The sequence below is a fragment of the Xanthomonas arboricola pv. guizotiae genome (assembly GCF_002940205.1).
GTDB classification, from domain to species: domain Bacteria; phylum Pseudomonadota; class Gammaproteobacteria; order Xanthomonadales; family Xanthomonadaceae; genus Xanthomonas; species Xanthomonas arboricola_C.
In genome coordinates this window covers 272,420-285,402 of sequence record NZ_MDSK01000001.1, presented here as the reverse complement: position 1 = coordinate 285,402, position 12,983 = coordinate 272,420, and the positions used below count along the sequence as shown (strand labels likewise).

Here is a 12,983-nt window from a genome sequence, read left to right as displayed (position 1 = left end):
CGGAGCGCGCGCATGAACGCCACCCTGCGCATCCTGGCGTGGTTGCTCGCGGTGGCGCTGGTCGCGTTGCCGGTGGTGGCCGTGCTCAATGGCTGGGTCGGTGCCGAGCGTTGGCCATTGGCGCGCTTGCGGGTGTCGGGCGACTTCAAGCGGGTGCCGGCCGAAGAGTTGCGCGCGGTGGTCCTGCCGTATGCGCGCGCGGGCTTTTTCGCGGTGAAGCTGCAGAACGCGCAGGACGCCATCGCGCGCCTGCCTTGGGTGGAAAGTGCGCAGGTGCGCAAGCGCTGGCCGGATGTGCTGGAAGTGCACGTCACCGAGCACAAACCGTTCGCGCGCTGGGGCACCGACCGCATGTTGTCCGAGCAGGGCCGCTTGTTCCGCACCCCACCGTTGTTGAAGGATTTCAAGCTGCCGCAACTCGGTGGCCCGGACAGCAAGACCCAGGACGTGGTGGCGCTCTACAACGAATCGCGCGCCTTGTTCGCACCGACCGGGCTGGATGTGGAGCGCCTGGAAATGGATGCCCGCGGCAGCTGGTCGCTGGGCCTGAGCAACGGCGTGCAGATCGTGATCGGCCGCGACGACGCGCGCGCACGCCTGCAACGCTTCGCCCGCGTGCTGCCGCAACTGGCCGACCCGCAACGCCCGATCGCCCGCGCCGACCTGCGCTACACCAACGGCTTCACGGTCGAACGGCGAATGGAGAGTGGGGAATCGGGAATGGATAAGAAACCCAAGCCGGCGTCGCCCGCTGCGCCTCACGCACTTGTCCTCAATTCTCCTCGTATCCGTGCACCGCTGTTGACCATTCCCCATTCGCTATTCCCTATTCCCGGCTTTAAGACATGAACCGCAAAGGCGACAAATCCCTCATCGTTGGACTGGACATCGGCACCTCCAAGGTCGTCGCGCTGGTCGGCGAGTACTCGCCCGGCAATCCGATCGAAGTGATCGGCATCGGTTCGCATGAGTCGCGCGGTCTCAAGCGCGGCGTGGTGGTGGACATCGAATCCACCGTGCAGTCGATCCAGCGCGCGGTGGAAGAGGCCGAGCTGATGGCCGGTTGCGAGATCCGCTCGGTATACGCGTCGATTTCCGGCAACCACGTGCAGTGCAAGAACTCGCCCGGCATCGTGCCGATCCGCGACGGCGAAGTGACCTGGAGCGACCTGGAACGCGTGCTCGATGCCGCCAAGGCCGTGGCCATTCCAGCCGACCAGCGCATCCTGCATGCGATCCCGCGCGAGTACGTGCTGGACGATTCGCAGGAAGGCATCCGCAACCCGGTCGGCATGACCGGCGTGCGCCTGGAGGTGCATGCGCATCTGGTGGTGTGCGCGCAGTCGGCGGCCGCCAATATCACCAAGTGCGTGCAGAAGTGCGGCCTGCAGGTCGACGATCTGGTGCTGTCGTCGCTGGCGTCGTCGGTCGCAGTGCTGACCGCCGACGAACGCGAGCTTGGCGTGGTGCTGGTGGATATCGGCGCCGGCACCACCGATCTGGCGGTGTATGTGCAGGGTGCGATCTGCCACACGGCTTCATTGCCGATCGCCGGCGACCACGTCACCAACGACATCGCGCACATGCTGCGCACGCCCACGCCGGAAGCCGAGCAGATCAAGGTGCGTTACGCCTGCGCGCTGGCGCAGCTGGCGACCGCCGAAGAAAGCATCCAGGTGCCGTCGGTGGGCGATCGCCCGCCGCGCCGCATGCCGCGGCATGCGCTCGCGCAAGCGGTGCAGGGCCGTTACGAGGAAATCTTCGAGATGGTGCAGGCCGAACTGCGCCGCTCTGGCTTCGAAGAAATGGTGCGCGCCGGCATGGTGCTGACCGGCGGCGCCTCGAAGATGGAAGGCGTGGTGGAACTGGCCGAGGAAATGTTGCAGATGCCGGTGCGCGTAGGCATTCCGCAGCACGTCACCGGCCTGGGCGAAGTGGTCGGCAACCCGGTGCACGCCTCCGGCGTTGGCCTGTTGTTGATGGGTAGCCAGATCGAACATCCGCGTCGCCCGTCGATCCCGACCGGCCGCGCGGGCAGCTTGTTCAAGAAATTGAAGAATTGGTATCGCGGGGAATTCTGAAGAATCGGGAATCGGGATTCGAGAATTGGTTGAAGCAAAGGCGAAGCGGTTGCGGCAGATTTGAGTGGAGAGCGGTGAGAGCGGGCAGGGCGTAGTTTTTTGCGGTTCCGTCGAGGAAGCAGTGGTTGGCGTGGAGGTGATTCGCAGTTGCGATTCCCCATTCCCAATTCCCCATTCCCGGCATTTCAAACAACAACATTCGCCGACATGCGGGTGTTGGGCTGGCGAACGGAGCAATCCGATTCCCCATTCCCGATTCCCCATTCACGGCATCCAAAGAGGACACTGACATGGCACATTTTGAACTGATCGAAAAGATGGCTCCCAACGCGGTCATCAAGGTCGTTGGCGTGGGCGGCGGCGGCGGCAACGCGGTTGCGCACATGGTCAATACCAATGTCGATGGCGTGGAATTCATCACCGCCAACACCGACTCGCAGGCGATCAAGAACTGCGGCGCCAAGCTGCAGCTGCAGCTCGGCACCAACGTCACCAAGGGCCTGGGCGCAGGCGCCAATCCGGAAGTCGGCCGCCAGGCCGCACTGGAAGACCGCGAGCGCATCATGGACGCGCTGCAGGGTGCGGACATGGTGTTCATCACCGCCGGCATGGGCGGCGGTACCGGCACCGGCGCCGCGCCGGTGGTGGCGCAGCTGGCCAAGGAAATGGGCATCCTGACCGTGGCCGTGGTCACCAAGCCGTTCCCGTTCGAAGGCCGTCGCCGCATGCAGGTCGCGCTGAAGGGCATCGAAGAGTTGAGCCAGCATTGCGACTCGCTGATCACCATCCCCAATGAAAAGCTGATCACCGTGCTCGGCCGCAACGCCACCATGATCCAGGCGTTCCGCGCGGCCAACGACGTGCTGCAGGGCGCCGTGCAGGGCATCGCCGATCTGATCGTGCGTCCGGGTCTGATCAACGTCGACTTTGCCGACGTGCGCACCGTGATGTCGGAAATGGGCCTGGCCATGATGGGCACCGGTTCGGCACGCGGCGACGATCGCGCGCAGGCCGCTGCCGAAGCCGCCATCCAGAACCCGCTGCTGGACGACGTCAACCTGGCTGGTGCCAACGGCATCCTGGTCAACATCACCGCCGGCCCGGACTTCACCATGTCCGAGTTCGACGAGATCGGCCGCACCATCGAAGCGTTCGCGTCGGAAGATGCCACCGTGGTCGTCGGTACCGTGCTCGACCCGGACATGCAGGACGAAGTGCGCGTCACCGTGGTGGCCACCGGCCTGAACCGTGCGGTTGCCCGCCAGACCCAGCGTCCGGACCAGCGCGCGCCGATCAAGCTGGTGCGCAACGCCACCACCGGCCAGCCGGAGTTCGGCGATTTCGACACCAGCGGCGGCGATGCGGTGTCCAAGGCCGTCGGCGGCAGCATGGGCCTGGGCCTGCGTCGTCCGAGCAGCGACTCGGTCGGCAGCGGCAGCAACAACGGCGGCGGTTCGGCTGCGCCGGCCGCAGACCTGCCCAACGACTACCTGGATATCCCGGCGTTCCTGCGCCGCCAGGCCGACTGAGGAGCGTCGGCTGCGTCGCTACGGCGGCGCGGTCCGTCCCGCCCCGGGGTTCGTTCCGGGGTGCAGTGCCATGTCCTTTCTGCCGGATCGGCCGCGATCCGGCAGCTTTTGCAGTGGCGTGACCCGGGAATTACAGTTCCCGTCACGCGCGGTTTGTTAAAATTCAGATAATCTCTACGGATTAGACAGCCGGTTCAGCGTCTGTCTGCATTGTTCAGCCAGACTTCGTATATGACACAGCAACGCACTCTCAAGAACACCATTCGCGCCACCGGCGTCGGCCTGCACAGCGGCGACAAGGTGTACATGACGCTACGGCCGGCTCCGGTCGATCATGGCGTGGTGTTCCGGCGTGTGGACCTGGAGCCGATCGTCGAAGTCCCCGCCGATGCCGAACTGGTCACCGAGACCACGCTGTGTACCGGCCTGACCTGCAATGGCGCCAAGATCCAGACCGTCGAGCACCTGATGTCGGCACTGGCCGGCCTGGGTGTGGACAATGTCATCGTCGAACTGTCCTCGGCCGAGCTGCCGATCATGGACGGTTCGTCCGGCCCGTTCGTGTTCCTGCTGCAGTCGGCAGGCATCGTCGAGCAGAACAAGGCCAAGCGCTTCATCCGCATCAAGCAGACGGTGGAAGTGCGCGAGGGCGACAAGATCGCGCGCTTCGAGCCGTACGAGGGCTACAAGCTCGGCTTCACCATCGAATTCAATCACCCGATGATCCCGGCCAAGCAGTCGCGCCAGGAAATCGAGTTCTCCACCTCGGCCTACGTCAAGGAAATCTCGCGCGCCCGCACCTTCGGTTTCATGCGCGACCTTGAATACATGCGCGAGCGCAATCTGGGCCTGGGCGGGTCGATGGACAACGCCATCGTGCTGGACGAGTTCCGCGTGCTCAACGAGGACGGCCTGCGCTATACCAACGAATTCGTGCGGCACAAGATCCTGGACGCCATCGGCGACCTGTACCTGGCCGGCGGCGCCATTCTGGGCGCCTACGAAGGCTTCAAGTCCGGCCACGCGCTCAACAACAAGCTGGTGCGTGCGCTGCTGGCGGATCAGGCCGCCTGGGAATGGGTCAGCTTCCCCGACGGCACCATGCAACCGCCGGTCACCTACGCCAGCCCCGTCTACGCCTGATGTCGGGGAATGCCGCAGTTGGCGTTCGAAGTGTGAACTGTGTCGAATTACCGGCCTGTTCTTAACTTTTATTTAAGACTTCTCTAACTCCTGCGTGGCTGAGGCCCGCTAGGATGCGTCGGGTCGTGCGCGGTCTTCGCAATTCTTTCACGCTGCGGCGGCCGCTTCGCAGCAGCGGCGCGGTGCTCACCGTTTGGTGGGTGGAACGTCCTGCAGGGAGGCCAGCGCATCGCGCAGACCTCTGTGCGTGGCCTGCGAGACGGGGCGCGGACGCTCGCGATTCTGCTGCATTGGGGAATGCAGCGGGGTGGTGGTGGTCTTGATGGTCACTGCGGTGGCCTTCAGTCCGATGGATCGGGCGGCATCCAGTAATTGGGTCTCGGCAAGTCGCAACTTGGCATGCCAGACAGGTGAATCAACCAGAAAAACGAGCTGTTCGTCTCTGACATTGGCCAGCCGGCAACGGGTGACCAGATGAGGCGGTAACAGGGGGCGCAACTGCCGGTCCAGCGCATCGAGCCACAACGCTCGGCGCAAGGGGTCGCCAGCCTTTTCACCCAGCGCGGCTTCGATGGCCGGTTGTGGAACGGAAGGGTTGCGTGCGTTGGACTTGGGCTTGGACATGACACTCATATGGCGTTGAAGAAAGTCGTAATCAAATCTCGCGAAACCCGGGCGCAGCGGCTGGCCCGCCAGTTCCAGGGCTTTGCCGCGGATCGACCGATGGTAGTCCTCGGCGCGGTGCTTGGGCTGGGCATGTTGATCGGCATCGGTGCAAGCACCGCCACCGGCATGGTGACCAATTCCGCGCTGCAGGCCAAGGTCGCGCAGCAGCAGGCCGAGCTGGCCCAGGCGCAGCGCGCCTCGCAGGCGCAGGTCAACGCACTGGCTGCGCGCATGGGCGAGCTGCAGGCGCAGGCCACCCGTCTCAATGCCTTGGGCGAGCGGCTGACCGAAATGGGCAAGCTGAAGGACGGCGAGTTCGACTTCGACGCCCCGGTCGGCGTCGGTGGCGGCGATGAGCCGGTCAGCGACATGCCGGTCGAGTCGCTCAAGCAGACGCTGGGGCAGGTCGAACAGCAGTTCTCCGCCTCCGGCCAGCAACTGAACGTGCTGGCCGCGCTGATGTTCGATCATCAGCTCGAACAGAATTCGGTGCCCTCGCGGATGCCGATCCGCAACACCTACATCACCTCCGGCTTCGGCGGCCGCGCCGATCCGTTCGACGGTGGTTCGGCCTTCCACAAGGGCGTGGACTTCCACGCCAACGTGGGCGACCCGGTGATGTCGGTCGCCGACGGCGTGGTCAGCTATGCCGGCGTGCGCGGCGGCTACGGCAACGTGGTGGAAGTGGATCACGGCAACGGCTATGTGACCCGCTACGCGCACAACTCGCGGCTGGTGGTGAAGGTAGGCGATCTGGTCCGCGCCGGCCAGCAGGTGGCCCGGGCCGGATCCAGCGGCCGCTCCACCGGCGCCCACGTGCATTTCGAGGTGTGGGCGGACGGGCGGGTGGTCAATCCGCGCAAGTTCCTGGGCGATACCAACACGCCGGTGGGCCGCCGCGGGCGCGGTTGACGACGGCGCGGGGCCGCGCTTGATTCGTGAAGGCCCGCCCCAAGCTACAATAGGGTGTTGCCATCGACAGGGCGCAGTGCGCCCTGTTTCGTTTACGGCGGCCGGGTCGTGGGGACCGGCGTCGGTCAAACCGTTCCTTTTCAACCGGTTTCTTCAATGATCAACAGTCTGCTTACCCGTGTCTTTGGCAGTCGTAACGAACGCCAGCTGCGCCAGCTCAACCGCCTCGTCACCCAGATCAATGCGCTGGAGCCGACGATCGAGAAGCTCTCCGACGCCGAGCTGCAAGCCAAGACCCCGGAGTTCAAGCAGCGACTTGCCGCCGGCGAGTCCCTGGACAAGATTCTTCCCGAAGCCTTTGCGGTGTGCCGCGAGGCCAGCCGCCGCGTACTCGGCATGCGCCATTACGACGTGCAGCTGATCGGCGGCATGGTGCTGCACCTGGGCAAGATCGCCGAGATGCGCACCGGTGAAGGCAAGACCCTGGTCGCCACGCTGCCGGTGTACCTCAACGCGCTGCAGGGCGAGGGCGTGCATGTGGTCACGGTCAACGACTACCTGGCGCGCCGCGATGCCGCGCAGATGGGCAAGTTGTACAACTGGCTGGGCCTGAGCGTGGGCGTGGTCTATCCAGGCATGCCGCACAGCGACAAGCGCGAGGCCTATGGCAGCGACATCACCTACGGCACCAACAACGAGTTCGGTTTCGATTACCTGCGCGACAACATGGCGCTGTCCAAGGCCGACCGTTATCAGCGCAACCTGCATTACGCGATCGTCGACGAAGTCGACTCGATCCTGATCGACGAGGCGCGTACCCCGCTGATCATCTCCGGCCCGGCCGACGAGTCGCCGGAGTTGTACATCCGCGTCAACCGCATCGTGCCGCAGCTGACCAGGCAGGAAAGCGAGGAGGGCGAGGGCGACTTCTGGATCGACGAAAAGGGCAAGCAGGTGCATCTGTCGGAGGCGGGCATGGGCCACGCCGAAGAACTGCTGATGCAGGCCGGCATTCTCGAGAATGCCGAAGACGGCCTGTACGCCGCGCAGAACCTGAGCGTGGTGCATCACCTCAACGCGGCGCTGCGTGCGCATGCGATCTATCAGCGCGATGTGGATTACATCGTGCGCGATGGCGAAGTGGTGATCGTCGACGAATTCACCGGTCGCACGCTGAGTGGGCGGCGCTGGTCCGACGGCCTGCATCAGGCGGTCGAGGCCAAGGAAGGCGTGCCGGTGCAGCGCGAGAACCAGACGCTGGCCAGCATCACCTTCCAGAACCTGTTCCGCATGTACAAGAAGCTGTCCGGCATGACCGGTACGGCCGACACCGAAGCCTACGAATTCCAGAGCATCTACGGTCTGGAAGTGGTGGTGATCCCGACCAACCGCCCGACCGTGCGCAAGGACCATCCGGACCAGGTGTTCCTCAACCGCAAGGGCAAGTTCAACGCGGTGCTCGCCGACATCGAAGACTGCGCCAAGCGCGGCCAGCCGGTGCTGGTGGGTACCACCTCGATCGAGACCTCGGAGATGCTGTCCGAGCATCTGCGCAAGGCCGGGGTCAAGCACGAAGTGCTCAACGCCAAGCAGCACGAGCGCGAAGCCACCATCGTGGCCAACGCCGGCCAGCCAGGCGCGGTGACCATCGCCACCAACATGGCCGGTCGCGGTACCGACATCGTGCTGGGCGGGTCGCTGGAAACCGAGCTGCATGCCATGGGCGACGACATCAGCGACGAGCAGCGCCTTGCGGCCAAGACCGAATGGCAGCGTCGTCACGATGCGGTCAAGGCGGCCGGCGGCCTGCACATCATCGGTACCGAGCGGCACGAGTCGCGGCGTATCGACAACCAGCTGCGCGGCCGTGCCGGTCGTCAGGGCGACCCTGGTTCGTCGCGCTTCTATCTGTCGCTGGAAGACAATCTGATGCGCATCTTCGCCTCGGACTGGGTCCAGAAGGCGATGCGCATGATGGGCATGAAGGAAGACGACGTCATTGAAGACCGCCTGGTCAGCCGGCAGATCGAAAAGGCGCAGCGCAAGGTGGAAGCGCACAACTTCGACATCCGCAAGAACCTGCTGGACTTCGACGACGTCAACAACGACCAGCGCAAGGTGATCTACGCCCAGCGCGACGAATTGCTGGATGCCGAATCGGTCAAGGACAACGTCGACGGCATCCGTGGCGATGTGATCTACGACCTGGTCGCACGCTTCGTGCCGCCCAACTCCGTCGACGAGCAGTGGGACCTGAAGGGTCTGGAAGCCACGCTGGAAGCGGAGCTGGGCATGCCGCTGGCGCTGAGCGAGATGGCACGCACACAGGAAGAACTGGACGCCGAGCAGATTGCGGCCAAGGTGCAGGCAGCGGTGGATGCCCACTTTGCCGAGAAGGAAGCGGCGGTGGGCAACGACACCATGCGCGCATTGGAGAAGCACGTGATGCTGACCGTGCTCGACCAGGGCTGGAAGGAGCATCTGGCCAAGATGGATTACCTGCGCCAGGGCATCTATCTGCGTGGCTATGCGCAGAAGCAGCCCAAGCAGGAATACAAGAAGGAAGCTTTCGAGTTGTTCTCCGAGATGCTGGAGAACGTCAAGCGCGAAGTGATCAACCTGCTGGCGCGCGTGCGCATTCGCAGCGAAGAGGAAGTGGCCGAGCTGGAAGAGCAGGAGCGTCTGCAGGCGCAGGCGCGCTTGATGGCCTCGCAGTTCCAGCACCAGGACGTGGGCGGCTATGGTGCCGACGAGGAAGTGGAACAGATGCAGGGCGGCAACGCGCCGGTGCCGGTCTCGCAGGTGACCCGCGACGAGCCCAAGGTGGGCCGTAACGATCCGTGCCCCTGCGGCAGCGGCAAGAAGTACAAGCACTGCCACGGTCAACTCAGCTGATGCTGAGTTGACCGTGGTGCAGCCCGCCTGGCGGGCTGCACACCAGGCATCCGCGTAGCGGACGCCTGGTGCACGGTCCTTGCTTCCGATCCCCGCGCCGTTGGCGCGCCCCCTTACCAAGGGGGCTCTGCTTACGGATGGAATCCTGAGGGAGTCTTGAAGCAGGAAAGGGGAGATCGCAGACCGGGTGCGAGGCCACGCTCAGGTTTCGCCGCCTTTGGCCAACTCGCTGCGAAGTCATGGCTTGCATCGTTGCCAGGTAACGACGGGATACCAACGGCATAGACGCTGGAAGCGTCCGGCGAGCTGTCTTGCGATGGGCCTCGGCAGGGCAGGCCAGCCACGCGTTGTCCATCTCTTGTGGCGCCAACGGCGCCTGCCGCATGCAGGCGTCTGCGCCGGTGCCACTGCGGGGCGTATGCTCGATCCACATCCTGCGTGGAGTGCGGTCATGGCGCTGCTGTCCAGCCAGCAATTGAAGGTGTTCGTGCCTGCGCGCGACTACGCGGTGTCGCAGCGGTTCTATCGCGCGCTCGGATTCGTGCAGGAAGACGAGGTCGGCAATGTGACCTGCTTTTTCGGCATGGCGCGCAGTGCGCGTTCCTGCTGCAGGACTTCTATCTGCGCGAGCTGGCCGAAAACCTGATGCTGCACCTATGGGTGGACGATGCCGACAGCTGGTGGCAGCACGTGCACGACACCGGCCTGGGCGACCAGTTCGCGGTGAGCTGCAGCGCGCCGGAAGATCGTCCATGGGGCGCACGCGATTTCACCTTGCACGATCCCAGCGGCGTGCTGTGGCGCATCGGCCATCCACTGTAGACGTGAATCGGGAATCGGGAATCGGGAATTGCAAAGGCGGGCATGGTGCGTGCTTCAACCGATTCCCGATTCCCGAATCTCCATTCCCCGCCTTCAGGCGATTGCACTGAACGGCTCACTCGCGGCACTCTTGTGGCATGCCCGATTCTCTGAGATCCATCCACGTCGTTGCCGGCGTGATCACCGACGCCCGCGGCCGCATCCTGCTGACCCGCCGTACCGAAACCCGCGACATGCCCGGCCTGTGGGAGTTTCCGGGCGGCAAGCGCGAGCCTGGCGAGACCTCCGAACAGGCACTGGTGCGCGAACTCAACGAAGAGCTCGGTATCGAGGCGCAGGTCGGCGAGTGGCTGATGGACGTGCCGCAGTTGTACCCGGACAAGCGGCTGCGCCTGGAAGTGCGCCACATCACTGCATGGAAAGGCAGCCCGCGCGGCCGCGAAGGCCAAGCGATGACCTGGGTGGCCGCGGACAAGCTGACCCGTTATTCGATGCCGCCGGCCGATGTGCCGGTGGTCGGTGTGCTGCGCCAGCCCGACCGCTATCTGATCACGCCCGAGCCGGCCGATGACGTGCGGTGGCTGGAAGGCCTGGAGCGTGCGCTGCAGGACGGCATCACGCGCATCCAGTTGCGTGCGCGGCAGGCCGAACCGGCGCGCTGGCAGGCCTTGCTGCAGCAGGTGATGCGCCTGCGCGGCCGCGCGCGCGCGCAACTGCTGCTCAACCGCGACATCGCACTGGCCAGCGAACTCGGCATCGGCGTGCATCTGGGCGCGGAGCAACTGGCCAGCCTGCAGCAGCGCCCGTTGCCGGCCGGGCAGCCGGTCGCCGCCTCGTGTCACGGGTTGGAAGAGCTGCGCCACGCACAGCGTCTTGGCTGCGATTTTGCGGTGCTGGGCCCGGTGCAGGCGACCGCGTCGCATCCGGGTGCGACACCCTTGGGATGGGATGGGTTCGAACGCTTGCGCGAGCAGGTCTCCTTGCCGATCTACGCACTCGGTGGCATGCAGGTCGACGACCTGCGCGACGCGCGTTCGCATGGCGCGCAAGGCATCGCCGCGATTCGCGCGTTGTGGCCGCAGTGACCGTCATCAGGACCGTGCGGTCTGCTGGGGGGCGGCAGCCTTGCGGTGGCCCTTGTTCGACCAGGTCGCGGCGGCCAGCGTCACCGCGGCTGCTGCGCTAAAACGTCACCCAGAAGCAGTTGTACTGCCGGCGCAGCCGCAACACGCTGGGTGCGGGCGTGCCGCTGGCGAGGTTCTGTTCCAGGCGCAGGCCCCAGGGGCGGGGGCGGCTTGGCGGTGCCGGGAGCGGGGTGTCGATGGTGCTGCCGTCCAATGATGCAGCCGCTGTCGCTGGCGTGCCGGCATCGGCTTCCCAGGTCGGCGGATCGCGTTGCGGGTACATCGGCACGATGTCCAGCAACGGGCGTTGCACGATCGCTTCCAGCCGGCTCAGCACCTGGTTGGCAGCGGCGTCGGACTGGCCGCTCCACAGGTAGAGGCTGGAGAGCCGATTGACGTCGCGGCTGTCCACCGCCAGTTGCAGCAACGACACCAGTTCGCTCAGCCGGCGTGGGCAGCCGTAGCGATACAGGCCGGTATTGCCCTGCGGGCGGATGGCAGGCGGCGCGCGGCTTGCCGCGCCGACATCTTCGCAGCGGCGGTCGGTGAACATGGTCTGCCCGTCCGCTGTCACGCAGCGACGGATCTCCTGCGCCTGCACCCGCGTGGCCGGGCACAGGCAGAACAGCAGCAGTAACGGCAGCAGCAGGCGAGGCATCGGCGCAGCGTAACGGGGCGTGCGTGAGCCGGCGGGCAACGCGCCGGAACCGGGGCAGCGTGCACGGCGTTTGCGCATCACGCGCGCGCCTGCCGATGATGTACCCGCACAGATACGCTCGCCGCGGGCATGGCTTGGATCGGCTGGCTCAGCGGCCGAGCAGCTGCAGCACCTGCGTGGTCGGCTTGGCCAGGTTGAGCGTGTAGAAGTGCAGGGCAGGCGCGCCACCGGCGATCAGGCGCTCGCACACGGTGGCCACCACTTCCGCACCGAAGGCGCGCACCGCATCGGCATCGTCGCCGTAGGACTGCATCTTCTTGCTGATCCAGCGCGGAATTTCCGCACCGCACTGCTCGGAAAAGCGCCGCAGCTGCGAGAAATTGGAGATCGGCATGATGCCGGGGATGATCGGGATCTCCACGCCCATGCGCTGCACGGCATCGCGGAAATGAAAGTACGCGTCGGCGTTGTAGAAATACTGGGTGATTGCGGCATCGGCGCCGGCATCCACCTTGGCCTTGAAGTAACGCAGATCGCTCAGCGCGTCGGTCGCCTGCGGATGGGTTTCCGGATAGGCGCCGACTTCGATCCGGAACGCATCGCCGTGCTCGGCGCGGATGAAGGCGATCAGGTCCGAGGCGTAACGCAGGTCGCCGGGATGGCCCATGCCCGAGGGCAGGTCGCCGCGCAGCGCGACGATGCGGGTACAGCCGATCGCGCGATACAGCTTGAGCAGTTCGCGGATCTCCTGGCGGCTGCCGCCGACGCAGGACAGGTGCGGGGCGGCTTCGAAACCGTGCTTCTGCTTGAGGTGACGCACCGTCTCGGAGGTATAGCTGAGCGTGGAGCCGCCGGCACCGAAGGTGCACGACACGTACTCCGGCGCGTAGCCCTTCAACCTGGCCGCCGTACGGTCCAATTGGGCGCGCTGGTCGTCGGTCTTGGGCGGATAGAACTCGAAACTGAGAGGCGTCATCGCGGCGGGTCCGGCGGATCGTGCCGGCATAATATCGCTTCATCGCGATGAATGCATATTTGGTGGGGGATGTGCTGCGTCCGGCTGCCTTGCCAAGCGCGCTTGCGGGTCCACCCGGCGCATGGTTGAGGCCGCCCGGAGGCGCCCGTCTCGGTGTGCGGCGCAGGTGGTCAGTTC

10 protein-coding genes and 1 pseudogene are annotated in these 12,983 nt (G+C 65.3%); 8 read left to right on the top strand and 3 right to left on the bottom strand.

Features of this window, described 5'->3' with window-relative positions; genetic code table 11:
* The first annotated feature begins 12 nt into the window (after positions 1-12).
* The 4 genes from XarbCFBP7408_RS01435 (at position 13) to lpxC (ending at position 4,753) form a co-directional block, all read left to right on the top strand.
* On the top strand, positions 13-849 hold the full coding sequence (locus tag XarbCFBP7408_RS01435; RefSeq protein WP_104560708.1) for a cell division protein FtsQ/DivIB: 837 nt from the start codon (positions 13-15) through the stop codon (positions 847-849).
* Positions 846-2,081, top strand: a complete 1,236-nt coding sequence (gene ftsA, locus XarbCFBP7408_RS01430; protein ID WP_003485272.1) for a cell division protein FtsA — start codon at positions 846-848, stop codon at positions 2,079-2,081. The genes XarbCFBP7408_RS01435 and ftsA overlap by 4 nt, the downstream gene beginning before the upstream one ends.
* Positions 2,082-2,371: 290 nt before the next feature.
* Complete coding sequence (gene ftsZ, locus XarbCFBP7408_RS01425) at positions 2,372-3,610, top strand: cell division protein FtsZ (RefSeq protein ID WP_016902188.1); 1,239 nt, start codon at positions 2,372-2,374, stop codon at positions 3,608-3,610.
* A 231-nt stretch (positions 3,611-3,841) separates the two neighbouring features.
* Entirely contained in the window at positions 3,842-4,753 is a 912-nt protein-coding gene (gene lpxC / locus XarbCFBP7408_RS01420) for a UDP-3-O-acyl-N-acetylglucosamine deacetylase (RefSeq protein WP_104560706.1), read from the top strand.
* A gap of 186 nt (positions 4,754-4,939) precedes the next feature.
* Here lpxC and XarbCFBP7408_RS01415 read toward each other — a convergent pair whose 3' ends face one another.
* Positions 4,940-5,386: a DUF721 domain-containing protein gene (locus XarbCFBP7408_RS01415; protein ID WP_104560704.1), complete on the bottom strand. Its 447-nt coding sequence runs from the start codon at positions 5,384-5,386 to the stop codon at positions 4,940-4,942.
* Between XarbCFBP7408_RS01415 and XarbCFBP7408_RS01410 the strand changes: the two genes are divergently transcribed.
* The 4 genes and pseudogenes from XarbCFBP7408_RS01410 (at position 5,387) to XarbCFBP7408_RS01395 (ending at position 11,133) form a co-directional block, all read left to right on the top strand.
* A complete protein-coding gene (locus XarbCFBP7408_RS01410) occupies positions 5,387-6,331 on the top strand; it encodes a M23 family metallopeptidase (protein ID WP_104560702.1) in 945 nt (314 codons plus the stop codon).
* A 156-nt stretch (positions 6,332-6,487) separates the two neighbouring features.
* Complete coding sequence (secA, locus tag XarbCFBP7408_RS01405; RefSeq protein ID WP_104560700.1) at positions 6,488-9,226, top strand: preprotein translocase subunit SecA; 2,739 nt, start codon at positions 6,488-6,490, stop codon at positions 9,224-9,226.
* A 451-nt stretch (positions 9,227-9,677) separates the two neighbouring features.
* Positions 9,678-10,048 (top strand): annotated as a pseudogene (locus XarbCFBP7408_RS01400) (VOC family protein).
* A 137-nt stretch (positions 10,049-10,185) separates the two neighbouring features.
* The gene (locus XarbCFBP7408_RS01395; protein ID WP_104560698.1) at positions 10,186-11,133 is read left to right on the top strand and encodes a Nudix family hydrolase; all 948 of its coding nucleotides are present in this window, start codon (positions 10,186-10,188) and stop codon (positions 11,131-11,133) included.
* A 97-nt stretch (positions 11,134-11,230) separates the two neighbouring features.
* Here XarbCFBP7408_RS01395 and XarbCFBP7408_RS01390 read toward each other — a convergent pair whose 3' ends face one another.
* Together XarbCFBP7408_RS01390 and metF are read right to left on the bottom strand one after the other, a co-directional pair.
* Positions 11,231-11,908 carry a hypothetical protein gene (locus XarbCFBP7408_RS01390; RefSeq protein ID WP_104560696.1) on the bottom strand — a complete coding sequence of 226 codons (678 nt, stop codon included), beginning with the start codon at positions 11,906-11,908 and terminating at the stop codon, positions 11,231-11,233.
* A gap of 70 nt (positions 11,909-11,978) precedes the next feature.
* Positions 11,979-12,806 carry a methylenetetrahydrofolate reductase [NAD(P)H] gene (gene metF, locus XarbCFBP7408_RS01385; RefSeq protein WP_104560694.1) on the bottom strand — a complete coding sequence of 276 codons (828 nt, stop codon included), beginning with the start codon at positions 12,804-12,806 and terminating at the stop codon, positions 11,979-11,981.
* Between the last annotated feature and the right edge of the window lie 177 nt (positions 12,807-12,983).

What these genes read in the sequence shown, in the direction of transcription:
- ftsA (WP_003485272.1), top strand. Translation starts at nt 846, where the DNA reads ATGAACCGCAAAGGCGACAAATCCCTCATCGTTGGACTGGACATCGGC.
- XarbCFBP7408_RS01390 (WP_104560696.1), bottom strand. Translation starts at nt 11,908, where the DNA reads ATGCGCAAACGCCGTGCACGCTGCCCCGGTTCCGGCGCGTTGCCCGCC.
- ftsZ (WP_016902188.1), top strand. Translation starts at nt 2,372, where the DNA reads ATGGCACATTTTGAACTGATCGAAAAGATGGCTCCCAACGCGGTCATC.
- metF (WP_104560694.1), bottom strand. Translation starts at nt 12,806, where the DNA reads ATGACGCCTCTCAGTTTCGAGTTCTATCCGCCCAAGACCGACGACCAG.
- secA (WP_104560700.1), top strand. Translation starts at nt 6,488, where the DNA reads ATGATCAACAGTCTGCTTACCCGTGTCTTTGGCAGTCGTAACGAACGC.
- XarbCFBP7408_RS01415 (WP_104560704.1), bottom strand. Translation starts at nt 5,386, where the DNA reads ATGAGTGTCATGTCCAAGCCCAAGTCCAACGCACGCAACCCTTCCGTT.
- XarbCFBP7408_RS01410 (WP_104560702.1), top strand. Translation starts at nt 5,387, where the DNA reads ATGGCGTTGAAGAAAGTCGTAATCAAATCTCGCGAAACCCGGGCGCAG.
- lpxC (WP_104560706.1), top strand. Translation starts at nt 3,842, where the DNA reads ATGACACAGCAACGCACTCTCAAGAACACCATTCGCGCCACCGGCGTC.
- XarbCFBP7408_RS01435 (WP_104560708.1), top strand. Translation starts at nt 13, where the DNA reads ATGAACGCCACCCTGCGCATCCTGGCGTGGTTGCTCGCGGTGGCGCTG.
- XarbCFBP7408_RS01395 (WP_104560698.1), top strand. Translation starts at nt 10,186, where the DNA reads ATGCCCGATTCTCTGAGATCCATCCACGTCGTTGCCGGCGTGATCACC.